Origin of the sequence: Paraburkholderia sediminicola (assembly GCF_046026855.1) — a bacterium.
Classification (GTDB): domain Bacteria; phylum Pseudomonadota; class Gammaproteobacteria; order Burkholderiales; family Burkholderiaceae; genus Paraburkholderia; species Paraburkholderia sediminicola_A.
In genome coordinates this window covers 213672-236507 of sequence record NZ_JAQQET010000007.1, presented here as the reverse complement: position 1 = coordinate 236507, position 22836 = coordinate 213672, and the positions used below count along the sequence as shown (strand labels likewise).

Sequence of the window (22836 nt, the reverse complement as noted above, 5' to 3'; positions counted from 1 at the left end):
TCAAACCGGCAGAACCGAGGAAACCAGCGTTTGCGTGTACGGATGCTGCGGATCGTCGAGCACCTGGTCCGTCAGACCGGCCTCAACGACTTCACCGCCTTGCATGACCATCAGGCGATGCGCAAGCAGCCGCGCCACGCCGATATCGTGTGTCACGATCAGCACCGACAGATGGAGTGTGGACGTCAACGTGCGCAGCAGATCGAGCAGGCGTGCCTGCACCGAGACGTCGAGGCCGGCGGTCGGCTCGTCCATGAAGACGAGGCGCGGACCGGTGACGAGATTACGCGCGATCTGCAAACGCTGCTGCATGCCGCCGGAAAACGCCGCCGGAAATTCGTCGATGCGGGTGGCGTCGAGTTCGACGCGCTCCATCCACTGCGTTGCGGCGTGGCGGATATCGCCATAGTGGCGGGCGCCGACGGCCATCAACGGCTCGCCGATATTCGCGCCGGCAGAGACGCCGCTGCGCAGGCCGTCGCGCGGATTTTGCTGCACGAAACCCCACTCGGTACGCATCAACAAACGCCGGCGCGGTTCGGACAAGGCGAGCAGATCGAGCTTTTCGCCATGCGTGGCCGTGTAGTGGAGCGAGCCGCTATCGGTTTCGGTTTTCAGGGCGAGAGCATTCAGCAGCGTGGTCTTGCCCGAGCCGGATTCGCCGACGATACACAGCACTTCGCCCGGATACAGATCGAAACTGACGTTCCTGCAGCCGTTGCGGCCGCGATATTGTTTGGTGAGCGAACGGGCGCTCAACAGCGGCGTCATGCGGCTTCTCCTTTGCGCGCTTCGTATGAAGGCAGTTCGAGGTCCTGATCGCCGCGGCGTTCATGGCAGTAGTCACTATCAGAGCAGACGAACATGCGCTTGCCGGCGTCGTCGACGATCATTTCGTCGAGGAAGCTTTCCGTCGATCCGCACAGCGCACACGCGTGCTGCCACTTTTGCACCTCGAACGGATGGTCGTCGAAGTCGAGACTGCGCACGGGGGTGTACGGCGGGATCGCGTGAATGCGCCGTTCGCGGCCGGCGCCGAACAATTGCAGCGCGGGGTTCATATGCATCTTCGGGTTGTCGAACTTCGGAATCGGCGACGGCGAGCTCAGATAGCGGTTGTTGACGATCACCGGGTAGTCGTACGTGGTAGCGATGCTGCCGTGATGGACGATGTCCTCGTACAGCTTCACACTGATCAACCCGTAATCGGCCAGCGCGTGCAGCTTTTTGCATTCGGCGACGCGCGGCTCCAGGCGAAATAACGGTTCGGGCATCGGCACCTGATAAACCAGAATCTGCTTGTCGGTGAGCGGTGCTTCGGGAATCCGGTGACGTGTCTGGATGATCGTCGCTTCGGTCGTGCGGCGCGTGGTCGCCACGCCCGTAGTGCGCGCAAAGAAGCGGCGGATGTTGACCGCATTGGTGGTTTCGTCGGAACCCTGATCGATGACCTTCAGCGTATCGTTCTTGCCGATGATCGCCGCGGTCACCTGAATGCCGCCAGTGCCCCAGCCGTACGGCAGGGGCATTTCCCGCGAGCCGAACGGTACCTGATAACCCGGCACGGCGACCGCCTTGAGCAACGCGCGGCGCAGCATGCGCTTGGTCTGTTCGTCGAGGTAGGCGAAGTTGTAGCCGTCCGCGGCGCTGTCGTACGAAGCAGTGGTGAGAGAGGTGTGCGGCGCGTTCATGCGGCTTGCTCCTGCTGATCGCGATCCTGATCCTTGCCTTGATCGTTGCCCTGATTTTTGCCCGCTGCGTCGTGTTGCGCGCGCAGTCGTCGCACGAGTTCGAGTTCGGACTGGAAGTCGACGTAGTGAGGCAATTTCAGATGTTGAACGAAACCGGAGGCTTCGACGTTATCGCTATGCGAGAGCATGAATTCGATGTCCTGCGTCGGCGAGGCGAGCGTTTCACCGAGTTCCTCAGCGCGCAACGCACGATCCACCAGCGCCATTGCCATCGCTTTGCGTTCCGAGTGTCCGAACGCGAGGCCATAGCCTTGCGTGAAAGTAGGCGGGACGTCGCCGCTGCCGGCGAACTGGTTGATCATCTGGCATTCGGTGATATCGATATCGCCGATTTCAACGGCTTCGCCCAGTTCGTCGAGTTCCATTTCAACAGCGATCGTGCCGAAGCGGATCTCGCCGGCAAAGGGATGCGTGTGCGCATAGCCACGTTGGGTGGCGTAGCCCATGGCGAGCAAAAAGCCTTCGTCGCCGCGAGCGAGGTTTTGCAAACGCGTCGCGCGGCTCGCGGGAAATGCGAGCGGCTCACGCGAGAGGTCGCCGGGTTCCGGCGCTTCCGGCGTGGGGCGTTCCTGTTCGATCAGGCCTTCCTTGTCGAGCAGCGTGACCACGCGTGGCATGGCCTCTACTGCGAACTGAACGGCTTGAGTGGAAGCTGGTGTTGCGGTCGTATCGGTCCCGGCATCGCCATCGGCGAGCAACGCAAAATCCAGCAGACGCTGCGTGTAATCGTAAGTCGCGCCGAGCAACTGGCCGCCGGGCACGTCCTTGAAGGTCGCCGAAATGCGGCGCTCCACTTGCATGGTTTCGGTATCGATCGCCTGCGTATAGCCAAAACGCGGCAACGTAGTGCGATACGCACGCAGCAGAAAGATTGCTTCGACCAGATCGCCCGCGGCCTGTTTGATCGCGAGCGCCGCGAGCTCTTCGTCGTACACCGAGCCTTCGGTCATCACGCGCGCGACGGCGAGGCGCAGTTGTTCACGAATCTGCGCGACGCTGAGTTCAGCCAGCCGAGTATCGCCGCGGCGCTTCTTGTCGAGCAGACGCCATGATGCTTCGATCGCGCGTTCTCCACCCTTGACGGCAACGTACATCAGTTCACCTTCGCTTGAGTTGTGCGCGGCAGGCCGATCAGCGTGCTGCCGCAGACGAGATAACAATCGATGCCGCACGGAAAGAGCGGTGCGAGGGCGGCGCGTTCGTGCCAGAAGTGCTCGGGCAGGCCGATCGGCGAGATTGTCGTGGTGTGCTGTATGCCCGGGCCATTGAGTACGACCGGCGTGCCGCCCGTCAGTGCTTCGACGCGGATCAGCAACGTCACCGAGTGCTCAGGCGATTCCGCTTCGCCGAGGGCAAAGCTTTCCAGCGCCGGCATTGCGTTTGCGTCGTGGATATAGGCGAACGCTGCCTGTCGCGGTTCGTCGACGAGCGGCGCGCCGGTATGAAAGCGCAGCGCCGAGCCCAGCGCCGTGTCCGCCTGTGCGAGCCACACGGGCGTGGCGTAATCACACAGCGTCAGCAGTGCGGCGAATGCGGCGAACTCGGCGCGAGTGGCCCGCACTTCCGGCAATCCGCTTTCGACGACGCCCACGGTACCCGGGCGCGACAGCGCATCGAGCAGCGTGCGGAATACCGCCTGGGTGTCGTGCACCGGGTCCGCGAAACCGGGCGTTAGTGTCGACAATGCAATCTGTGAGTTTTCCATCAGTCGCCTCTGACCATCGTGAAGAATTCGACGCGTGTCGCCGCAGCATCCTGCCGGCGCTCCGCGCGTTCAGCGACCTGCTGTGTGTCAAACGGCTCGATCAATTGCTGATGCAAGGCAGCGTGATGCTCAGGCATTTGCAGCAGTGCGTCTGCCAGCGCAGCCAGTTCGGCGCGGCGGCGGTCGCGGCCCAGATGACACGCAACGCCGACGGTTGCCGTTGCGTCACCCGTGACGCGCAAACGCAACGTGGCGCGCGTGACGGTAGCCTCACCGAGATTGAACGGGTCGCCGCTGCCGCCGACGCGGCCGCGCACCATCGCGAGGCCGATTTCGGGTGGCCGCAGCCAATCGTAAGCAGGGGGCGGGACGCCTTGCAGCGCACGTTCCAGCGCGGCTTCGAGATCGGCGCGCGGTGTGCGGGCCAGCACGGCCATCCATGCGCGCCGCGTGGCGGAGGAAGGCGAGGCAGAAGTGGCACTCATCGAAATTCCTGTTGATCCAGCGAGCGGTCATTTGACCATCTATTCATCTAAACGTCTAGACGTTTAGGGGTATGCTTGCCGGGCGTTGATGTGCCTGGCCGACGTTTCACATTTCCATCACGGCTCGCGCACTACAATGCATGGCATAGCGAATATTTGAACCCAGAGGAATGACAGCACCATGACATTGAACGACAACGCGACGCCGGGCACGCTGCTCGAACGCGGCGCGGGCGTTGCCGTCTGGCGGCAGATCGAGCAGATTCTGGCGGCGGAAATCGCCGCGAGCGGCTTCGGCGAAGAAGGCCGTTTGCCGAGCGAGGGCGAACTGGCCAAACGCTTCGACGTGAACCGCCATACCGTGCGCCGGGCCATGCTCGGCCTGGCCGCATTGGGACTTGTGAGCGTCGAGCAGGGGCGTGGCACGTTCGTGCAGCCCGGCGCGATCGACTATACGATTGGCCGGCGCACGCGGTTTACAGAAAACTTGCGCCAGCAGCATCATGCGGCGGCGGGCACGATGCTGTCGGCCGCGCGCGTGAAGGCCGAGCCGAATGTCGCGAAGGCGCTCAGCCTGCGGGCGGGCGCGTCGGTCTACCGGATCGAGTCGCTGCACGAATCGGATGGCGTGCCGCTCACGTTCGCGCGCAACTGGTATCCGGCCGCGCGTTTTACGGACTTGCCGGCGGTGCTGGAGCGCACGGGCAGCATCACCAAGTCGATGGCTGAACTGGGCGTGAGCGATTATTTGCGCAAGTGGAGCCGTATCGGCAGCGTGTTACCTGAGCCCGAAATAGCGCGGCGTCTGAACATCAACCGGCAGCAGCCGGTGTTGTGGGTCGAAAACGTCGACGTCGATCTGGACGGCACACCGGTTAAATACGGCTTTACGCATTTTGCGGCGGACCGTGTGCAGTTGCTGGTGGAGCACGACGTATGAGCGGCGCGGTGTGGGGCGTTGGGGCACGTTTCGCGGTGTATTACGCACCCTCGCGCGAGTCGGCATGGTGGCAGGCGGGTTCGGCGTGGCTGGGGCGTGATGCGGAAAGCGGCGAGCGATGCATGTCGCCGCAACCGGAAGACCTGACGCGCCCTCTGGCCGATCTAACCGAAGCGCCGCGGCGCTATGGTTGGCATGGCACGCTGGTCGCGCCGTTTCGTCTTGCCGAAGGCATTACCCAACAAGATCTGCTGGAAGCGACGCGCAAATGGGCCGGCACGCAAAGCCCATTCGCGCTACCTGTCCAAGCGGCGACGCTCGGCGATTTCGTCGCACTACGTCCTGCCGATCCGAGTGGCGAAGCAAACATTCGTCACGTTGCCTCCAGTGCGCTGCAATCGCTCGATGCACTGCGCGCCAGGCCGGCCGCCGCCGATCTGGCACGCCGTCTCGCCGCGCCGTTGAGTGAACGGCAACGGGCATTGCTGATCGAATGGGGTTATCCGTACGTCTTCGACGAATTCCGCTTTCACATGACGCTATCCAGTTCTCTTGCCGATGCCGATGAGCGCGCGACGCTGGTTGCATGGTGGCAAGCGAAAACGCCGATGCTTGGGCCGCTCGCTATCGATCACGCGGCGCTCTTTGTCGAACCCGCGCCCGGCGAGCCATTCGTTCTGTGGCAACGCGTGCCGTTTCAGACCCGCGAGGTGAAATAACAATGGCTGGTCGTCTGATTTATGTCATGGGGCCGTCCGGTGCGGGCAAGGATTCATTGCTGGATTTTGCGCGCCACCGCCTGATGGGCGAGCCGATTCTGTTTGCGCATCGCTACATCACACGGCCGAGCGGCAAGGGTGAAGAGCATGTTGCGTTGAGCGTCGAAGAATTCGCGGCGCGTTCGGTGCTCGGTCTGTTCACGCTCGAATGGTCGAGCCATTCGCTGCGTTATGGCATCGGTATCGAACTCGATGCATGGCTTGCACGCGGTTGTACGGTCGTCGTCAACGGGTCGCGTCAGTATTTGCAGCAAACGTTGGCGCGTTATCCGCACACGGAGGTCGTGCACGTATATGCAGCGCCGCATATTCTCGAAGCCCGGCTCGGCGCACGGGCGCGTGAGTCGGCGGAACAGGTCGCGGCCCGGCTCGCACGGCGGGCACCGTTTTCGCTGCCGGAGGGGCTCCGGTGCATGACGATCGATAACTCTGGAGCGCTGGAAGACGCGGGGCTCGAACTGATTGCTTTTTTGCAGGCGGAAGCCGACGTTCGATAAGCCTGGCTACCCGGCCATGGCCATCCGCTCTCTGGTCGCTTCCTGCAGGCACGACACAAACTGCAACACCGCCGGCGTAGGTAACAAATCGCGCCGTGAGATGATGCTGAGGTCGTAACTTGGCAGCGCCTCTTCAATCTGTGCAATGCGTATGCCAAGCGGCGCGACCATCTGCGCCAGGGGCCTGGTAAAGCAGCCGATCACATCGGTTTGCGACACCAGCCCGAGCGTCACCGCGAATGACGACGGTGCCCGCAGTTGTCGTTTTGGCACCGGCAAGCCGTGCGCATTGAACATTGCCATCATCACGCTATGCGGAAAGTGATCGGCGCCCACGGTCACGATCCATTCCGCGTCTAGCAATTCATGCAGGCTCGTGACGTTCGCTAATGGATGCCCCGCGCGCATCGCGACGACGAACTGCGTCGAGTAGAGCGGCGCTTGCACCAGATCGCTGTCGAGCGCCTGCACATGATGGATTGCCGCGATATCGAGCGCGCCGTTGCGCAAACGCGCGACGGCATCCGGAATCGTGACTTCTTCCAGATGCAGATTCACCAGCGGCATCGCACGGCGAAACTTCGAAACCGCATGCGGTAGAGCAGTCAGCGCGATCGACGGCATCGTGCCCACGCTCACCTTGCCGGCCAGTTCCCCCTTTACCTGTTCGACTGCCTCGACAGTGCGGCGCATATCGCCCAGCAACTGTTCCGCGCGCGGCAACAGCGCAAGCCCGCACGCCGTCAACTCGACGCCGCGCACGCTGCGCACCATCAACTCGGCATTCAATGCGTTTTCCAGCTCGCGAATTGAGTGCGTGACGGCCGGTTGCGTTACGCCGAGCTCGCGCGCGGCGGCGCGCAGACTGCGATGATGGGCGGCGGCGACGAATGCTTGCAGTTGTTGCAGCTTCATGAGGGTAATCCCGTATATAAAGCTTGTTAATCAGGGTGAAAAAAACAGCATCTTATTCGAACAAAACGGCGTAGCTATAGTGCTTGCCTGTTTGCCGCGTTATGCGGCGTGAATTCCCATGGAGCGATAGATGAGCGAAGCCGCGCGTTTTACCGAAGTGTCCGACCTGGTGCCTGCCGCCGAAAGCCTGCGCGAGATCCGCCATCACATCCATCACCATCCGGAACTCGCCTACGAGGAAGTGCAAACCAGCGCTTTGGTGGCTGAGAAGCTCGAACAATGGGGCTGGCAGGTCACGCGAGGGGTCGGTCAAACTGGCTTGGTAGGCACGCTGAAAGTGGGCGATGGCACGCGCAGCATCGGCATTCGCGCTGACATGGACGCGCTACCCATCATCGAACAAACCGGACTGCCGTATGCGAGTGGCACGCACGGCAAGATGCACGCGTGCGGCCACGACGGCCACACGACGATGCTGCTTGGCGCCGCGCAACATCTCGCCGCCACCCGCAATTTCTCGGGCACCGTGCATCTGTACTTCCAGCCGGCCGAAGAAAGCGGCATCGACAGCGGCGCGATGAAGATGATCAATGACGGCCTGTTCGAGCGTTTCCCGTGCGACGCCGTCTTCGGTCTGCACAACCATCCGGGCGAAGAACCGGGCGTGATGCTGTTTCGCAAGGGGCCGTTCATGTCGGCGGGCGACAAGGCGATCATCACGATCGAAGGTATCGGCGGTCATGCGGCGCGTCCGCATCTGACGGTCGATCCGGTGGTGGTGGCGGCGAGCATTGTGATGGCGTTGCAGACGATCGTGGCGCGTAACGTCGATCCGTCGCAGCCGGCGGTGGTGACGGTCGGCTCGATGCATGCGGGCACCGCGAACAACGTGATTTCGGGCAGCGCGAAACTGGAGTTGAGCGTGCGTTCGTTCAGCCCCGAAGTGCGCACACTGCTGAAAAAACGCATTACGGAACTCGCCGAAAGCCAGGCCGCGAGCTATGGCGGCAAAGCGGTGGTGGAGTACATCGAAGGCTATCCGGTGGTGATCAATTCGGATGCCGAAACGGATTTCGCGGTGCAGGTGGCGCGCGAGCTGGTCGGCGACGACAAGGTGGTCGAGCAGACCGACATTCTGATGGGTAGCGAAGATTTCGCCTTCATGCTGCAGAAACGGCCCGGCACGTTTCTGCGGATCGGTAACGGTGCGGGCGAAGACGGCTGCATGGTACACAACCCGCATTACGACTTCAACGACCGCAATCTGCCGGTCGGCGCGGCATTCTGGACGCGGCTGGTGGAGCGGTATCTGGGCCAGTGAGGAGCCAAAGCCGGGCCAATAAGGCGACTCAGGCGCTAATGAGCTGCGGTTGAGCGGGCATTGAGTTCGCACCGTCAGCCACACAATCATAATGACGAGGAAGACCCGCGATGAACGCCACAACGGATGCGAGCCACGCTGTCGACGCTACCCGAACCACCAACCGCGGCGCAGTCGCGGCAGCGGTGATCGGTAACTGGCTCGAGTTTTTCGACTTCACCGTGTACGGTTTTTTTGCCGTGATCATCGGTAAGCTGTTTTTCCCGTCGGCGGATCCCACGACTTCGCTGCTCCTGTCCGTGGCGACCTTCGCCGCGGGTTTCATCACGCGGCCGCTCGGCAGCGTGATGCTCGGGGTGTATGCGGACCGCAAGGGCCGCAAGTCGGCGCTCAACCTGACCATCATGCTGATGGCGGCGAGCACCGGCCTGATCGCGATTGCGCCGACCTATGCGCAGATCGGCCTCGCCGCGCCGCTGCTGATCGTGCTGGCGCGTCTCGTGCAAGGCTTCTCACAGGGTGGTGAGTTCGGCGCGGCGACCACCACCTTGCTGGAACAGGGCGGCGGCACGCGGCGTGGTTTTCGCGCCAGTTGGCAACTGGCGACGCAAGGCGGCGCGGCGCTGATGGGTTCGGGCATTGCGGCGGCGCTTTCGGGCGCTTTGCCGAAAGAGTCGCTGGAAAGCTGGGGCTGGCGCATTCCGTTTCTGATCGGCGTGCTGATCGCGCCGGTCGGCATCTACCTGCGCCGCCGCCTCGCGGACGAGCCGGCAGGGGCGCACAGCCACGCCATCGAGCGCGGTGTGCTGCACGAACTTTTCACGGAGCATCTGCGTCCGCTGGTGCTGATTACGCTCACCGTCATGGGCGGCACGGTCTCGACCTACATCCTGACCTTCTATATGCCGACCTATGCGATCCACACGCTCGGCCTGCCGATGTCGCTGTCGATGCTGGTCGGCGTCGCGTCGGGTTTCGTCATGCTCATCATGTGTCCGGTGTTCGGCATGCTGTCAGATCGTATCGGCAGCCGTAAGCGGCCGATTCTGTTCGGGCGTGGCGTGCTGGTGCTGCTGCTGTTTCCGGCCTTCATGCTGATCAACCGCTTTCCGCAGTTGCCGGTCATCATGTCGGCGACCGCGTTGATGCTGCTGTTCTACTCGATGGGATCGGCGTCGGAATTTGCGTTGATGTGCGAGTCGTTTCCGCGGCGTGTGCGCGCCACCGGCATTTCGATCGCGTATGCGTTGAGCGTGTGCGTATTCGGCGGCACCGCGCAACTGGTCGCTACTTGGCTGATCAAATTGACCGGCAGCAAGCTGGCGCCGGCCTGTTACGTGGCGGCGTGCGTGGTGGTGTCGTTGATCGCGGTGGCGATGCTGAAGGAAACGGCGGATAAGCCGATCGATTGATTGATCAACCGCGCCGCGCAACCATCTCGGAGACCGTCTGCGCGGCCTGCTGCAAGGGCTCCAGAAATGCCTTCACCATCTGTTTGGCCGAATTACGCTGAGCGTTGCCGCTGATATTCATCGCCGCGATTACACGCCCCTGGCGGTTGCGAATCGGCGCGGACAGTGAAATCAGGCCGCCTTCCAGCTCCTGATCGACGATCGCCCATCCCTGGCGGCGCACCTGCGCGATCAGCTTTTTCAACTCTTCCTTATCGGTCACTGTGCGCGGCGTGTGAGCGTAGAGCGGCGCCGAGCTCAGGGTCGCTTCGAGCGCTTCGTCGTCGAGCGCGGACAGCAGGACCCGGCCCATCGACGTGCAATATGCCGGCAAGCGGCTGCCGATCGACAGGTTGATGGTCATGATCTTGTGAGTCGGCACGCGCAGCACGTAGACGATCTCGGTGCGGTCGAGCACGGCCGCCGAGCAACTTTCGTGAACCTGCGCCGACAGCGTTTCCATCACCGGTTCGGCGAGATTCCAGAACGGCATCGAGGTCAGATACGCGAAACCGAGGTCGAGAATCTTCGGTGTGAGGCGGAACAGGCGGCCTTCGGCCTCCACGTAGCCGAGCGTCTGCAGGGTCAGCAGGATGCGGCGTGCGCCGGCGCGTGTCAGGCCGGTAGCGGCCGCGACGTCCGTGAGCGTCTGTTCGGGGCGGGCGGCATTGAACGCGCGGATCACCGAGAGACCTCGCGCGAACGACTGCACGTAGGAATCGCCCGGTTTGTCCGGGGCCGGTTCGGCGCTGACAGGAACGGCGGAAGACGGCGGCAGGGCTTGGCTCATAGACCTAGGACGGTGCGTTTGAAGAAGTGCGCGGAGCGATTGCGCGATTCAGCCGTCGCGATGCTGCGCCAAGGCGTGACGATAGCTTAAGCCTTCTGTTTCGCCAACGTTGACCGTTTTTGCTCCAGGTCCGTATAAATGGAATCTGGTCTGAGGTGGCAGGCTAAGTTATTGATTCAACGGAACTTGTGCGCCATACACATTTGTCCATGCTGCAAATAAAGTTGCGGCTGGATACCTGCGTACCGAACCTTTGATGAACACGACGGTCCCGCAACGTTTAAACATTGCTTCGGACTCTCCCGAAGTGTAGTTCTTGTTTTTGGCATTTTTCCGTTGATTTTGTTTGCCTAGACTCCGTTTCAGATGCACCACTCGCTTCTGACAAAGAGCGTTGCTGCAGCAATGGAGAGGGCGGCGCCTCTGCGTCGCCCATATCTGGACGAATAAAACAGGACGGAGGCAATCATGTCTGAAAACAGCTACGAAACGGGTCGGCTCAATTTGCCGTTTGTGGGGATCTGCACGTTCGCGAAATCCCCGTTGTGTCTCGACTGGGACAAGATCGATGCGGATGTCGCGGTAATGGGCGCGCCCTTCGATTGCGGCACCCAGTGGCGTGCCGGGGCGCGCTTCGGCCCACGTTCGATTCGCGATGCGTCGACACTGTTCTCGTTCGGCCACGGCGGTGCATACGACTTCGAAGACGATGTCGTTTATCTGCCTAGCAACGAAGTTCGTATCGTCGATATCGGCGATGCGGACATGGTTCACACCAACACTGAAAAGAGCCACTCGAACATCGAATACGGCGTGCGCAAGATATTGGCGGCAGGCGCGTTGCCGGTGGTGATGGGCGGCGATCACTCGATCAACATTCCGTGCATCAACGCGTTCGAAGGTCAGGAGCCGTTTCATATCGTTCATATCGACGCGCACCTCGATTTCGTCGACGAGCGTCATGGTGTGCGGTACGGCCACGGCAATCCGCTGCGGCGCGCGGCAGAGAAAAGCGTTGTGTCGGGCATGACGCAAGTCGGCATTCGCAACGTGTCGTCGACTGCGCGCGAGGGCTATGCGCAAGCGCGTGAGATGGGCTCGGACATTATCTCGGTGCGCGATCTCCGCCGCCTCGGTATCCAGGGTGTGCTGGACCGCATCCCGAAGGGCGTGCGTTATTACCTGACGATCGACATCGACGGTTTCGATCCGTCGATCGCGCCTGGCACGGGCACGCCGAGCCACGGCGGTTTGCTGTATTACGAAGGACTCGAACTGTTCGCGGGTCTCGCAGAGCAAGGCGAGGTGATCGGCATCGACCTCGTGGAAGTTGCACCTGATTACGACCATTCGGGTTCGACTTCAATTCTTGCTGCGCAATTGCTGCTGAACACCATCGGTCGTGTCATGCATCAACGCAAAGTCAAACGAAACCTTTCTCGCTGATTTGCGCGTAATTGCTTTTCGGCGCGTTGAACGTGATACCCGGTCACCTATGGCCGATATATTAGCCGCGGGCGCTACTTGCCGCTTCGCGAGGCGCGGCCCAGTTCTTTGGCCGCAGCCCGCAACTGGTTGCAAAAAGCCTGTACGACCCGTGCCGATTCGCCGCTTTTGCGCGTGATTATCTGAAAATCCAGATGCGTCACGTAGTGCTCGGGATCGATGCGGGTCAACAAGCCGTTGTCCACCCAAGGCAGCGCGTAGTGAGGCGGCAGAAAGCCGATATAGTTGCCGGACAGAATCAGCATGGCCCGGCCCTCGACGTTATCGACGGAGGCCGCGGCTTCCGGCATGTGCAGCAACTTCAATTCCTGGTTGCCGAGATACGCGCGGGCCGCCAGTCGCTGCTTACTGAGCACCGAAACAGGAACCCTGCCGCTCGCCCGTTCGTGCAACGGATGAGTCGACGCACAATAGAGTCCCTGTTCCTCACGATAGAGCGGCAGGTAATCGAGGCCGGGAATGTGCACGGGAAATGGCCCCACGGCGAGATGCAGACGACCATCCAGCACGTGCTGCTCCATGCTTCCCGGCGTTTCGATCTGCACATGCAGGCGAACTTCTGGCGCCATCTGACCGAACTCGCGAATCGCCATGGGTAGAGGCGAGTACTTGTCGGTCAACGTCGCCTCGATCATGCCGAAGCGCAACACGCCGGAAAGCTGATTGCGCAGTGCGCCAGCTTCCATTTGAAACGTGTCGACCGCGCCGAGCAGACGTTGCGCGGCGGCGTGCAGTTCCGCGCCTTCCTCGGTGAGCCGGAAACCGGCGCGTCCGCGTTCACATAGCCGCAGTCCGAGTCGCGTCTCCAGTTGTGACATGTACTCGCTGATACTCGATGCGCCGATGTTGAGAATGGGCTGCGCAGCCGCAAAGCCACCGCATCGCACGATGGTTTCGAAAATTCGCAATAGCTTGAGATCCGTGTCCTGAACTTGCATGGTGGCGCCCCTCGATTACTTCGGGGGGTTCCGAAGTGCATTTCATCAATGGTGCATTTTATTGGGGAATTTGGCTACACAGAATTGCCATCAACCCAACTGTCCGACCATCGGAAGATCGGTCGCGACGGATGGGGTCAAGCGATGTTATCTGTGCCATGCCGGTAAGGTTCGCGGCTCGTCGGCGACACCGTCTGGCACACCACTCGAGGTGAGGAGAGCATGATGAAGAAGCCATACGCAGGTGCAAGCTGGTTGACAGCAGTCGCTTTGAGCATGATCTCCCTGAGCGCGACAGCGGGTGAGCAGGTCGTCAAGATCGGTCTGACGGGGCCGTTGACCGGCCCGCAAGCCGCCATCGGCAAGGACGACGAAAACGGCGTGAGAATGGCGATCGAGCGTCTGAATTCCGAGGGTCTCGTGATCGGTGGTCAGAAAACTCGCTTCGAGTTGGTCTCGCAAGACGACGCCGCCGATCCGCGTACCGGTATGACGGTCGCGCAAGGCCTGGTGGACGCCAACGTGAAGGTTATTTTCGGGCCGTTTAATTCCGGTGTCGCGATTCCGATCTCGAACCTCGTGAACGGATCAGGCATCGTGATGGCGACCGTCGCGTCGAATCCGTCGATCACGCAGCACGACTATCCGTTCGTGTTTCGCATCTCCGCCAGTGATACGCAACTTGGCAGCCGGATGGGGGAGTTCGCAGCAAAGGAACTGAAGATCAAACGTATCGCCGTGATCGATGATCGCACCGCGTATGGCCAGGGCGTCGCCGATGAATTCGTCAAGGCGGCTAAAGCCAACGGCATCGAGATTGTGGATCGGGAATATACAACCGACAAGGCGACTGACTTCGTATCGATTCTCACGCACGTCAAGGGTGCGAACGCGGAAGGAATCTTCTACGGTGGCTACTACGCGCAGGCCGGTGCGTTGCGCAAGCAGATGAAGCGCCTCGCAATGAATGGCTACCTGCTGGGCGGCGATGCAATGTGTAATGCCGAACTGGCGAAACTTGGCGGCGATTCGGTCGACGCGCGCGTGTATTGCCCACAAGGCGGCCCCGTCCTGGATCAAACGCCGGAAGGCCGGCGGTTCAAGGCGGACTACAAGCAACGCTTTCAAACCGATCCGCTAACCTACAGCGCTGCCTTGTACGATGGCGTGAACATCGTGGCGCAAGCGATGACGAAGGCGAACTCGATCGAACCGGCCCAGTACCGCGCTGCGCTGGCGAGCATCGATTCTCGCGGTGTGTCGGGCCACTACCGGTTCGACAGGAACCGCGATCTCACGGATTCACCCATCACCATCTATCACTATCGAAATGGCGAGCCGACGCCTCTTGCGTCTGCACAACCCTAAGCCTGCCCCATGTGCGCCTTCTGCTCGGCCGTACGGTAGCTTTCCATCAGGTCGATCATGAATACCTGCAGGATGGTCGGGGGCACAGCGGCACGCCGTATGATCGCGCAAAATGGCCACTGGGTGCCGAACTGGTCCGGGCATATCTGATGCATCTCGCCGCGCGCGATCCATCGGGCAGCGTAGTGGATCGGTAGAAATCCAATGTATGCCCCCGATAGAATAAGGATCGCCTGTGCCTCGATATTGTCGACGGTTGCTGCGGCTTTACTTACCTTGAGCATTTGAAGGTCGTGCTGCTGCAGATAGCCCCGTGCAACGACACGGCTCGACGCGATGGCCTGTTCGAGCGCGTTATCGGCCTGCGAGCGGCCGGCAAGCGGGTGACTCTGTCCGCAATACAGGCCGTCCGGTTCGCAGTAGAGATCCGTGTAGGTTAGCCCCGGCACATGAAGCGGGAAATGCCCCACGGCAATGTGCAGCCGGCCGTCCAGCACACGCTCCTCCAGTTCGGCAGGCGTGCCCACGTAGACATCCAGATGCACGTCGTGTCCCCGCGATACGAACGTTTGCAGTGCCTGCGGCAGCGGCGAGGCCGAGTCGGTTACGGTGTTGTCGATGATGCCGAGGTACAGCTTTCCCGAGATGTGCTTTTTTAACGCATCGGTATCCACACAGAAGCTTTCTACCGCCACCTGCAACCGCTGCGCCGCCTCGTACGTCGCCATGCCGTGTTCGGTGAGGCGAAATCCGCTCCGCCCGCGCTCGCAAAGCTTGAGCCCCAATCGTGTTTCGAGCGTCGTCATCTGCTCGCTGATCGTCGACTGGCTGACGTTCAGGGTCGCCTGGGCGGCGGAAAACCCCCCGCACCGTACCACCGTCATGAAAACCCTCAGTAGTTTGAGGTCCACGTCCTGCAACTGGATCACCGTCGTCGCTCCTATTGCACCGCTTGCTTCGATATTCCCGATATGAACATCTGATTCACGTGATTTTTACCCTCGAGCATGTCGTCCATAGTCTCTCAAAACGCCGCGTAGCTACAAGCCACGTTTATATCGATGGACCTCCGGTTGTTTGTGAGCGGCCGACCGACCCTTCTCGCGATCCCGCGAGGTCCTCGCCAGGCGTTGCAGGAACGCGCGGACCTACGCGCATGAAACTGGCCCATTAGAGGCCGAATTGCAGTCAATCCGTAACACAGGAGACAAAGATGGATACCGTCGTACGAAATTACCTGGAGAAGTTTGGCGTCCTTGAAGAGACGCAACGCTTTCTCATCAAGCCGCAGAAAATGTTTATTGGTGGCGCGTGGGTGCCGCAAGGTGACCGGGAATCCTGCGCCGTGATCGAGCCGTCCACCACCGGGCTGATCACGCACATTCCCTTGGGCACCACTGCGGATCTGGATCGTGCGGTCGAAGCTGCCCGCAAACAATTCGATGGCGGACCATGGCGCAGGCTCAAGCCGCTTGAGCGGGAACGGCTGCTTCATCGACTCGCTGATCTGATTGAGGCGAATGCAGCTGAACTGGCCGAGATCGAATCGATCGACGTAGGCAAGTCCGTCGCGAATGCGCGTGACGTCGACGTTCAAGGCACGATCGACACCTTCCGCTATTTTGCCGGGTGGGCGTCAAAGCTCCACGGCCGCACGGTTGAACCCTCTCTGCCGGGTGAATACGTTGCCTATACGCGCAAGGAACCCATCGGTGTGATCGGCGTGATCGTGCCGTGGAACTTCCCGTTGCAAACAATGGCATGGAAGGTGGCCGCAGCGCTTGCCGCCGGTTGCACCACAGTGATCAAGCCCGCCGAACTGACTTCTCTATCGACCCTGCGCTTCGCGGAGCTGGTGCAGGAGGCCGGGCTTCCTGACGGCGTCGTGAACGTCATAACGGGACGTGGACGCGAAATTGGTGCGGCCATGGCCGCCCATCCTGGCATCGACAAAATCACGTTCACCGGTTCCACCGAGGTGGGCCGTACTGTCGGACACACGGCCGTGGGAGGCATCAAACGCCTCACGCTCGAACTGGGTGGCAAGTCACCGGTGCTGGTGCTGGAGGACGCCGACGTCGAGGCGGCGGCCCAGGCGGTCGCAAACGGCATCTTCTTCAATTCCGGACAGGTCTGCGATGCGGGGACACGGGTCTACATCCAGCGCGGCATTCACGACAAGTTCATTGGCGCGCTGATTGAACACACCCGCAAGCTGAAGATCGCCCCCGGTCTGGATCGGGATTGTTTCATCAGCCCGCTCGTTTCTGCGCTTCAGAAGGATCGCGTCTCTTCCTATATCGAAGCGGGGCGGCGCGAAGGCGCGGAAGTTGTGCAGGGTGGCCATGTACTGGACCGGCCAGGCTATTTCGTCGAGCCGACCATCTTTGCGCATTGCCGCAGCGACATGAAGATAGTTCGCGAAGAGATCTTCGGCCCGGTGCTGGTGACCGCGCCCTTTGACGACCTGGATGATGCGTTGTCGCTGGCAAACGATTCGCCGTACGGTCTTGCCGCCGCGATTTACTCCAATGACCTGAACCGCGTGCACAAGCTGATCCCGCAGTTGCGCGCCGGCACGGTCTATGTCAATGCACATAGCACCATTGATCCGTCAATGCCGTTCGGCGGATTCAAAGAGTCCGGCTTCGGCAAGGACCTTGGCCCCGAGCAACTGGATCATCTGATGGAGACCAAGGCGGTCTGGATCACGCTGCACTGAAGCGCAAATACGCTAACGACGCCGCCTCGAATAAACGTGAGCCGAGCGCCACGTGACGAGCGGAAGTCGCGGCCAGCACGCATGCCGGATCTATCTCTATTCCATCAACCTCTCATTGCAGCCAGGGGTACATGATGCAAGCAACAGACGAAACAGTTGAACGCGCGGTAGTTGGGGTCGAGTCGGGTGCCATCGAGGGCCATTCAATCGACTTCATTCCAGGTAACGAAAGAACCGACAGGCTATCCAGGCAGGGACCGTTCTGGTTTCTGGGTAATTTCACGTTCTTCACCATGACTATTGGTTTTGTTGGTCCCAGCATTGGCCTGAGCGCGCTGTGGACGACGATAGCCGGCACGCTGGGCATTATGTTCGGCACGTTGTTCATGGCCTTTCACGGATCGCAAGGTCCTCATCTTGGTTTGCCGCAGATGATTCAGTCGAGAGCGCAGTTCGGCTATCGCGGGGTCATCGTGGTCTTGCTGGCGACGCTATTCGTGTTTGCTGGATTCAACATCGTCAACCTGGTGTTGATGATGCAGGGTCTCAAAGCGCTGTTCAACTGGGACCCCGTCAAGGTGGCGTTGGCAGTCACGCTGCCGGCTTCGATTCTGGCCATTCTCGGGCATGACTGGATGCACCGCAGTTTCAAATGGGCGTTGTATCTGTCGCTTCCCCTTTACGGCCTCGTAACAGTGGCCGTCCTGATGCACTGGGTGCATGACGTGCCGCTCGCCTCCGTCGCACCGGGCGCGGCGCCGACACCACCACTCGGCTTCAACTGGATTGCATTCATTGCACAATTCGCAGCCGCCGCCAGCTACAACATCGCTTACGCACCCTATGTATCGGACTATTCGCGCTACCTGCCGAAAAACACGCCGAGCGGTAAGCTGATCGCGGCGGTGTTCCTGGGCGCATCGCTGTCGGGCGCGTGGATGATCGCGATTGGGGGTTGGCTCGCGGACCATCTGCACGCAACCGATGTACTGGTCGCGTTGGATCAGGTGGGTAACGACCTGGCACCAGGTATGGGAAGCATTGTGGTTGCCGTCACGATCCTGGCGTTTCTGCCGGTGATCGCAATGAACATCTATAGCGCCAAATTGACGGCTATCACGGCAGTTGATTCGTTCCGGAAAGTCCAGCCGACTCTCAGGACTCGCATTCTGGCAATTGTCTTCGTGGTGATCCTTCAGCTCGGCGTGGCGCTGAGCATCTATACCTCGGGTAAGGGACTCTCCGTCCTGAATATTTACCTCGTCGTCATGCTGTATTTTCTGGTGCCCTGGACCGCGGTCAATCTGACGGACTACTTTTTTGTCCGCAAGGGGCGCTATGCGATTCCGCACTTCTTCATGCCTGACAACAATCTGTACGGCAAATGGGGCGCGCGCGGTTTGCTGGCCTATGCGATCGGCTTTGTCTCGATGATCCCGTTCTTCTGCGTCCTCGACGGCTCAAACGAAGTGTATGTCGGCCCGTTTTCACGTGCGATGGGCAGCGTCGATCTGGCCTGGCTGGTTGGTCTGTTCGTCTCGGGCATTGCCTACTACGTGTTGTCGCGTTCGCTTGATCTGAAGTACGAAGCATCGGTCATTGCCCAGATCGAGAAGACATCACCGCAATACACCACCGGCGACACGAGTCGCTACTGATCCACAGACGAATTCGTCAAGATCCAGAAAGCAGGCAAATATCATGGTTACCGAGCAATTCGATTACATCATTGTGGGCGCCGGATCGGCCGGATGTGTATTGGCCAACCGGCTCACCGAGGACCCTGCGGTCCGCGTTCTGGTGCTGGAATACGGCGGCAGCGATCGCAGCGTCATCATTCAGATGCCGAGCGCGTTTTCGATGCCGATGAATACGACCAAATACAACTGGCGTTATCAGACCGCCCCCGAAGCGCATCTGAATGGCCGCCAGTTGCACTGCCCGCGCGGCAAGGTGCTGGGAGGGTCATCGTCGATCAACGGCCTCGTCTATATTCGCGGACACGCGTGCGACTTCGACGAATGGGAGGAGCTTGGCGCTCGAGGCTGGGGTTATCGCAACTGCTTGCCCTATTTCCGTCGCGCGGAGAGCTACAAGTTTGGTGGCGACGAGTACCGGGGTTCGGAGGGGCCGCTGTCCACCAATAACGGCAATAACATGGCCAATCCGCTGTACGGTGCGTGGATCGAGGCCGGGGCAGAAGCCGGCTACATCAAGACGGACGACTGTAATGGCCATATGCAGGAAGGTTTCGGCGCGATGCATATGACCGTCAAGAATGGCGTGCGCTGGTCTACAGCAAACGCTTATCTACGCCCCGCGATGAAGCGGCCCAATCTGACCGTGGTTACTAATGCGATGACACGTCACGTGATTCTCGAAGGCAAGCGCGCTGTCGGGGTCGCGTACGATCAAGGCGGGGTCACGCGTACGGCGCGATGCCGTGCGGAAGTATTGATCGCCTCGGGTCCAATCGGGTCGCCCCACTTGCTGCAACGCTCCGGCATCGGGGCTGCCGAGGTGTTGCGCCAGGCGGGGATCGCGGTCAAACATGACCTGCCGGGCGTGGGCGAGAACCTGCAGGATCACGCGGAGATTTATATCCAGTACGCCTGCAAGGAACCCGTCACGCTGAATTCGAAAATGGACCCGTTCAGCAAATTCATGATCGGGCTACGCTGGCTTTTGTTCAAGGATGGCCTCGGTGCCAGCAACCATTTCGAGGCGGGTGGATTCATCCGCTCAGAAGCGGGATTGCGCTGGCCGGACATTCAATTCCATTTCTTGCCGGCAGCCATGCGCTATGACGGCGACAAGCCGCTCAAGGGCCACGGGTTCATGGTGCTGACCGGACCGAACAAGCCGAAGAGCCGAGGCTATATTCGAGCGACGTCAGCCGATCCCTATACGCACCCGGAGATCCGCTTCAACTACCTGGATCGCGAAGAGGACCGCGAAGGATTTCGACGCTGCGTCCGGTTGACCCGGGAAATCATCGGTCAGCCGGCGATGGATCGCTTCCGCGATGCCGAACTCGCGCCTGGTCCGGACGTGCAAACAGATGAGCAGATCGACGCCTTCGTCAGGGCGAACCTGGAAAGCACCATGCATCCGTGCGGCTCGTGTCGCATGGGAGAAGACGATATGGCTGTGGTCGACTCCGAGTTGCGGGTTCACGGTATCGAGGGCTTACGGGTGATCGATTCGTCGGTATTCCCGACTGAGCCCAATGGCAATCTGAATGCGCCGACGATCATGCTCGCCGAACGTGCGTCTGACCTGGTCCGGGCGGTGTCCATGCTGCCGGCGTCCAACGCGGACGTGGGCCTCGCCCAGGGGTGGGAGACGCGGCAACGCACGCATGCGCCGACGCGAGATTTGCATGTAGGGTAGCGTAGGGAAGCCGGCGGCTGTCACGTCCGCCGCGCATTCAATCCGGGAGCGCGTTGTCCTTCAGACAGTCGATAAAATACTCCGCCGCGTTGTCCAGCACGCGATCCTTGCGATGTATCAGGCTGAGCGCGAGGCGAGGTAGCGCGAAATCGAGTGCAACACGCTCCAGCGTGCCGCGCTCGATTTCCTCGTTTAGCTGAAAGTCTGGCCAGACGCTCACCACCCCGGCCTCGCTGGCGAGCTCCGTATAGAGCCTGCGCGCGGTGCACACCGTCACGCGCGACGGCGGTGCAATCGTCCCTGCTGTGGCGCCCGCGTGCGCGATCAGTGCGGCCCAGAATGGGGGCACGCTCTTGCGCGTGTAATTGTAGAGCCAGTGCGCGTCCCGCAAACGTGCAAGCTGTTTCTCACCCGCAAGCGGATCGCCTGGTTTGACCGCCAGCGATTGCGACACGGTGCCGAGCGGTGTCACGCGGAACTCGTTGCTCGGGTCCCCTTCGCTGGTAAAACCGATACACATGTCGAACGAGCCGTCGCGCAGGCCGTCGATGAGCCGTGTTGTCTGGTACTCGTGCACGTCGAGCTGCACGTCGGGAAAGCGCGTACGGAACGCGTGGATCGCGTCCGGCACGACGATTGAGGCGGCGAGCAGCGATACGCCAATCTCGAGTGTCCGGCCAGCCGACGACTTCATCTCCTCCAGTTCCTGCTCGGCCCGCGCGATTTCAGTAACGACGGTGCGCGCACGCCTGAGCAGCGCTTCGCCATACGACGTCAGGCGGATGCCCGAGCCGCTGCGCACGAGCAGCTGCACGCCGAGGCGCGCCTCCAGCTCCTTGATGCTCTTGGTCACAGCGGGCTGCGACAGGCACAGTGCTTCGGCGGCAGCCATCAGCGTGCCGTACTCGGCAACAGCCACGAAGGTGCGCAATTGGGTGGTTTTCATGGTTTCCGCGGCCCATAAGCTTTGGCTATGTACATAAAAAACTGGAAATTGACCAGTCGCGGCGCTGGCTAGTATAGCCACTCCGCCGCCGTCTGTGAGGCGCGGCCGGAGGCACTCAAGACAAGGAGGGACAGTGGGACTGAACGTCATCGACGCCGATATCGACGAACTCGTTGCATTGCGGCGAGACATTCATGCAAATCCGGAGACGGCGTTCGACGAGACACGCACGAGCGAACTCGTCGCCGCGAAACTGCGCGCCTGGGATATTGAAACACACACGGGTGTGGGCAAAACGGGCGTGATTGGCGTCATTCACGGCACGCGCACGACGTCGGGCATTGGGCGCGTAATCGCGTTGCGCGCCGACATGGACGCGCTGCCGATGGAAGAAGAAGGGCGCCCGTTGCACCGCTCCTTGCGGCAAGGGGTATTTCACGGTTGCGGCCATGACGGCCATACAGCGATGCTGCTCGGCACGGCGCGCCATTTCAGCCGTCATCGAGATTTCGCAGGGACGCTCGTGCTGATCTTTCAGCCCGCCGAGGAAACCGGCGGCGGTGCGCTGGCCATGCTGGCAGACGGGCTCGAAACCCGCTTTCCGTTCGACGAAATCTACGCCATGCACAATGCGCCGCATTTCGCGCCGGGCACGTTCGGCGTGCGCGACGGCGCCATGCTGGCGTCGTGCGACGAGTTGCGAATCGACGTGAACGGCGTCGGCGGTCATGGCTCGTCGCCGGAAAGGACGAAGGATCCGATCGCGGCTTCGGCGCAGCTCATCTGCGCGCTGCAGACTGTCGTGAGCCGCGCGATCGACCCCGCTTCGGCCGCCGTGCTCAGCATTGGCAGCATTCATGCGGGCAGCACGTCGAACGTGATTCCTTCACACGCGCAGATGACGGGCACCGTGCGTACGTTCGACGAAAGCGTGCGCGCACGGATGAAGGCGCGTATCGAGTCGATCTGCGCGGGCGTCGCGCTCGCGACCGAATGCGAAATCGCCGTGACGTTCTACGGCAGTTCGCCCGCGACGATCAACCATCGCGAGCAGGCCGAGGCCGCGGCCGCCGCAGCGGCAGATGTGTTCGGTGCAGCGAACGTTCTGCGCGATTTCCCGCCGCTCAATGGCTCCGAGGACTTCTCCGAATTTCTGCTGCGTCGCCCCGGAGCCTACGTGCTCCTCGGCCAGGGCGGCGTCTATTGCCATCATCCCGAGTTCGACTTCAACGACGAGGTGCTGCCGCTCGGTGTGCGCTTCTTCGTGACGCTGGCGCTCGCGCGCCTCGACGCGTAGCCCATCTTTTCGCGTCAGGAAAACACCCACTC

Annotated in this window: 21 protein-coding genes; 11 read left to right on the top strand and 10 right to left on the bottom strand. The window is 61.1% G+C overall.

Annotated elements, in window-relative coordinates; all coding sequences use genetic code 11:
• The 5 genes from phnK to phnG are packed head-to-tail and all read right to left on the bottom strand — an operon-like array spanning position 1 to position 3941.
• On the bottom strand, positions 1 to 771 hold the full coding sequence (gene phnK, locus PQR40_RS10535) for a phosphonate C-P lyase system protein PhnK (RefSeq protein WP_408238005.1): 771 nt from the start codon (positions 769 to 771) through the stop codon (positions 1 to 3).
• Positions 768 to 1691: an alpha-D-ribose 1-methylphosphonate 5-phosphate C-P-lyase PhnJ gene (locus tag PQR40_RS10530; RefSeq protein WP_408238002.1), complete on the bottom strand. Its 924-nt coding sequence runs from the start codon at positions 1689 to 1691 to the stop codon at positions 768 to 770. Before PQR40_RS10530 ends, phnK begins: the two co-directional genes overlap by 4 nt.
• Entirely contained in the window at positions 1688 to 2845 is a 1158-nt protein-coding gene (locus tag PQR40_RS10525; RefSeq protein WP_408237999.1) for a carbon-phosphorus lyase complex subunit, read from the bottom strand. The genes PQR40_RS10530 and PQR40_RS10525 overlap by 4 nt, the downstream gene beginning before the upstream one ends.
• A complete protein-coding gene (gene phnH / locus PQR40_RS10520) occupies positions 2845 to 3456 on the bottom strand; it encodes a phosphonate C-P lyase system protein PhnH (RefSeq protein WP_408335014.1) in 612 nt (203 codons plus the stop codon). The genes PQR40_RS10525 and phnH overlap by 1 nt, the downstream gene beginning before the upstream one ends.
• Positions 3456 to 3941: a phosphonate C-P lyase system protein PhnG gene (gene phnG, locus PQR40_RS10515; protein WP_408335017.1), complete on the bottom strand. Its 486-nt coding sequence runs from the start codon at positions 3939 to 3941 to the stop codon at positions 3456 to 3458. Before phnG ends, phnH begins: the two co-directional genes overlap by 1 nt.
• Before the next feature lie 181 nt (positions 3942 to 4122).
• Between phnG and phnF the strand changes: the two genes are divergently transcribed.
• The 3 genes from phnF to phnN are packed head-to-tail and all read left to right on the top strand — an operon-like array spanning position 4123 to position 6157.
• Positions 4123 to 4881 carry a phosphonate metabolism transcriptional regulator PhnF gene (phnF, locus tag PQR40_RS10510; RefSeq protein WP_408335020.1) on the top strand — a complete coding sequence of 253 codons (759 nt, stop codon included), beginning with the start codon at positions 4123 to 4125 and terminating at the stop codon, positions 4879 to 4881.
• Complete coding sequence (locus PQR40_RS10505; RefSeq protein WP_408508948.1) at positions 4878 to 5600, top strand: DUF1045 domain-containing protein; 723 nt, start codon at positions 4878 to 4880, stop codon at positions 5598 to 5600. The genes phnF and PQR40_RS10505 overlap by 4 nt, the downstream gene beginning before the upstream one ends.
• 2 nt (positions 5601 to 5602) lie before the next feature.
• Positions 5603 to 6157, top strand: a complete 555-nt coding sequence (gene phnN, locus PQR40_RS10500) for a phosphonate metabolism protein/1,5-bisphosphokinase (PRPP-forming) PhnN (protein WP_408508947.1) — start codon at positions 5603 to 5605, stop codon at positions 6155 to 6157.
• Between the two features lie 6 nt (positions 6158 to 6163).
• Here the strand turns inward: phnN and PQR40_RS10495 are convergent, their stop codons facing one another.
• Entirely contained in the window at positions 6164 to 7072 is a 909-nt protein-coding gene (locus PQR40_RS10495; protein WP_408237982.1) for a LysR family transcriptional regulator, read from the bottom strand.
• Between the two features lie 130 nt (positions 7073 to 7202).
• Between PQR40_RS10495 and PQR40_RS10490 the strand changes: the two genes are divergently transcribed.
• Positions 7203 to 8393, top strand: coding sequence for a M20 aminoacylase family protein (locus PQR40_RS10490; protein WP_408508946.1), 1191 nt, complete (start codon positions 7203 to 7205; stop codon positions 8391 to 8393).
• Positions 8394 to 8503: 110 nt separating this feature from the next.
• Positions 8504 to 9805 (top strand): MFS transporter, encoded by a 1302-nt coding sequence (locus PQR40_RS10485; RefSeq protein WP_408508945.1) that lies wholly within the window; start codon positions 8504 to 8506, stop codon positions 9803 to 9805.
• A 4-nt stretch (positions 9806 to 9809) separates the two neighbouring features.
• Here PQR40_RS10485 and PQR40_RS10480 read toward each other — a convergent pair whose 3' ends face one another.
• Positions 9810 to 10634, bottom strand: a complete 825-nt coding sequence (locus PQR40_RS10480) for an IclR family transcriptional regulator (RefSeq protein WP_408237973.1) — start codon at positions 10632 to 10634, stop codon at positions 9810 to 9812.
• Positions 10635 to 11102: 468 nt separating this feature from the next.
• Here PQR40_RS10480 and speB point away from each other — a divergent pair, with 468 nt between their 5' ends.
• Positions 11103 to 12080 carry an agmatinase gene (speB, locus tag PQR40_RS10475; RefSeq protein ID WP_408237970.1) on the top strand — a complete coding sequence of 326 codons (978 nt, stop codon included), beginning with the start codon at positions 11103 to 11105 and terminating at the stop codon, positions 12078 to 12080.
• Between the two features lie 74 nt (positions 12081 to 12154).
• On the opposite strand, the gene PQR40_RS10470 is transcribed toward speB, so the two are convergent.
• Positions 12155 to 13078, bottom strand: a complete 924-nt coding sequence (locus PQR40_RS10470; protein ID WP_408237967.1) for a LysR family transcriptional regulator — start codon at positions 13076 to 13078, stop codon at positions 12155 to 12157.
• A gap of 225 nt (positions 13079 to 13303) precedes the next feature.
• Between PQR40_RS10470 and PQR40_RS10465 the strand changes: the two genes are divergently transcribed.
• On the top strand, positions 13304 to 14446 hold the full coding sequence (locus PQR40_RS10465; protein WP_408238071.1) for a branched-chain amino acid ABC transporter substrate-binding protein: 1143 nt from the start codon (positions 13304 to 13306) through the stop codon (positions 14444 to 14446).
• On the opposite strand, the gene PQR40_RS10460 is transcribed toward PQR40_RS10465, so the two are convergent.
• Positions 14443 to 15375: a LysR family transcriptional regulator gene (locus PQR40_RS10460; RefSeq protein WP_408237964.1), complete on the bottom strand. Its 933-nt coding sequence runs from the start codon at positions 15373 to 15375 to the stop codon at positions 14443 to 14445. The two genes, PQR40_RS10465 and PQR40_RS10460, sit on opposite strands and share 4 nt — an antisense overlap.
• Positions 15376 to 15659: 284 nt before the next feature.
• On the opposite strand from PQR40_RS10460, the gene PQR40_RS10455 reads away from it, so the two are divergent.
• From PQR40_RS10455 to betA, 3 genes are all read left to right on the top strand, one after another.
• The gene (locus PQR40_RS10455; protein WP_408508944.1) at positions 15660 to 17168 is read left to right on the top strand and encodes an aldehyde dehydrogenase family protein; all 1509 of its coding nucleotides are present in this window, start codon (positions 15660 to 15662) and stop codon (positions 17166 to 17168) included.
• A 131-nt stretch (positions 17169 to 17299) separates the two neighbouring features.
• Positions 17300 to 18826 carry a purine-cytosine permease family protein gene (locus tag PQR40_RS10450; RefSeq protein ID WP_408335032.1) on the top strand — a complete coding sequence of 509 codons (1527 nt, stop codon included), beginning with the start codon at positions 17300 to 17302 and terminating at the stop codon, positions 18824 to 18826.
• 43 nt (positions 18827 to 18869) lie between these two features.
• The gene (betA, locus tag PQR40_RS10445) at positions 18870 to 20561 is read left to right on the top strand and encodes a choline dehydrogenase (RefSeq protein WP_408508943.1); all 1692 of its coding nucleotides are present in this window, start codon (positions 18870 to 18872) and stop codon (positions 20559 to 20561) included.
• A gap of 37 nt (positions 20562 to 20598) precedes the next feature.
• Here betA and PQR40_RS10440 read toward each other — a convergent pair whose 3' ends face one another.
• Positions 20599 to 21507, bottom strand: coding sequence for a LysR family transcriptional regulator (locus PQR40_RS10440; RefSeq protein ID WP_408237952.1), 909 nt, complete (start codon positions 21505 to 21507; stop codon positions 20599 to 20601).
• A gap of 133 nt (positions 21508 to 21640) precedes the next feature.
• Between PQR40_RS10440 and PQR40_RS10435 the strand changes: the two genes are divergently transcribed.
• Positions 21641 to 22804, top strand: coding sequence for an amidohydrolase (locus tag PQR40_RS10435; protein ID WP_408237949.1), 1164 nt, complete (start codon positions 21641 to 21643; stop codon positions 22802 to 22804).
• The last annotated feature ends 32 nt before the right edge of the window (positions 22805 to 22836 follow it).

What these genes read in the sequence shown, in the direction of transcription:
- phnN (WP_408508947.1), top strand. Translation starts at nt 5,603, where the DNA reads ATGGCTGGTCGTCTGATTTATGTCATGGGGCCGTCCGGTGCGGGCAAG.
- PQR40_RS10525 (WP_408237999.1), bottom strand. Translation starts at nt 2,845, where the DNA reads ATGTACGTTGCCGTCAAGGGTGGAGAACGCGCGATCGAAGCATCATGG.
- PQR40_RS10485 (WP_408508945.1), top strand. Translation starts at nt 8,504, where the DNA reads ATGAACGCCACAACGGATGCGAGCCACGCTGTCGACGCTACCCGAACC.
- PQR40_RS10495 (WP_408237982.1), bottom strand. Translation starts at nt 7,072, where the DNA reads ATGAAGCTGCAACAACTGCAAGCATTCGTCGCCGCCGCCCATCATCGC.
- PQR40_RS10470 (WP_408237967.1), bottom strand. Translation starts at nt 13,078, where the DNA reads ATGCAAGTTCAGGACACGGATCTCAAGCTATTGCGAATTTTCGAAACC.
- PQR40_RS10440 (WP_408237952.1), bottom strand. Translation starts at nt 21,507, where the DNA reads ATGAAAACCACCCAATTGCGCACCTTCGTGGCTGTTGCCGAGTACGGC.
- PQR40_RS10490 (WP_408508946.1), top strand. Translation starts at nt 7,203, where the DNA reads ATGAGCGAAGCCGCGCGTTTTACCGAAGTGTCCGACCTGGTGCCTGCC.
- PQR40_RS10480 (WP_408237973.1), bottom strand. Translation starts at nt 10,634, where the DNA reads ATGAGCCAAGCCCTGCCGCCGTCTTCCGCCGTTCCTGTCAGCGCCGAA.
- betA (WP_408508943.1), top strand. Translation starts at nt 18,870, where the DNA reads ATGGTTACCGAGCAATTCGATTACATCATTGTGGGCGCCGGATCGGCC.
- PQR40_RS10465 (WP_408238071.1), top strand. Translation starts at nt 13,304, where the DNA reads ATGAAGAAGCCATACGCAGGTGCAAGCTGGTTGACAGCAGTCGCTTTG.
- phnH (WP_408335014.1), bottom strand. Translation starts at nt 3,456, where the DNA reads ATGGAAAACTCACAGATTGCATTGTCGACACTAACGCCCGGTTTCGCG.
- PQR40_RS10450 (WP_408335032.1), top strand. Translation starts at nt 17,300, where the DNA reads ATGATGCAAGCAACAGACGAAACAGTTGAACGCGCGGTAGTTGGGGTC.
- PQR40_RS10455 (WP_408508944.1), top strand. Translation starts at nt 15,660, where the DNA reads ATGGATACCGTCGTACGAAATTACCTGGAGAAGTTTGGCGTCCTTGAA.
- phnF (WP_408335020.1), top strand. Translation starts at nt 4,123, where the DNA reads ATGACATTGAACGACAACGCGACGCCGGGCACGCTGCTCGAACGCGGC.
- PQR40_RS10505 (WP_408508948.1), top strand. Translation starts at nt 4,878, where the DNA reads ATGAGCGGCGCGGTGTGGGGCGTTGGGGCACGTTTCGCGGTGTATTAC.
- phnK (WP_408238005.1), bottom strand. Translation starts at nt 771, where the DNA reads ATGACGCCGCTGTTGAGCGCCCGTTCGCTCACCAAACAATATCGCGGC.
- phnG (WP_408335017.1), bottom strand. Translation starts at nt 3,941, where the DNA reads ATGAGTGCCACTTCTGCCTCGCCTTCCTCCGCCACGCGGCGCGCATGG.
- PQR40_RS10530 (WP_408238002.1), bottom strand. Translation starts at nt 1,691, where the DNA reads ATGAACGCGCCGCACACCTCTCTCACCACTGCTTCGTACGACAGCGCC.
- speB (WP_408237970.1), top strand. Translation starts at nt 11,103, where the DNA reads ATGTCTGAAAACAGCTACGAAACGGGTCGGCTCAATTTGCCGTTTGTG.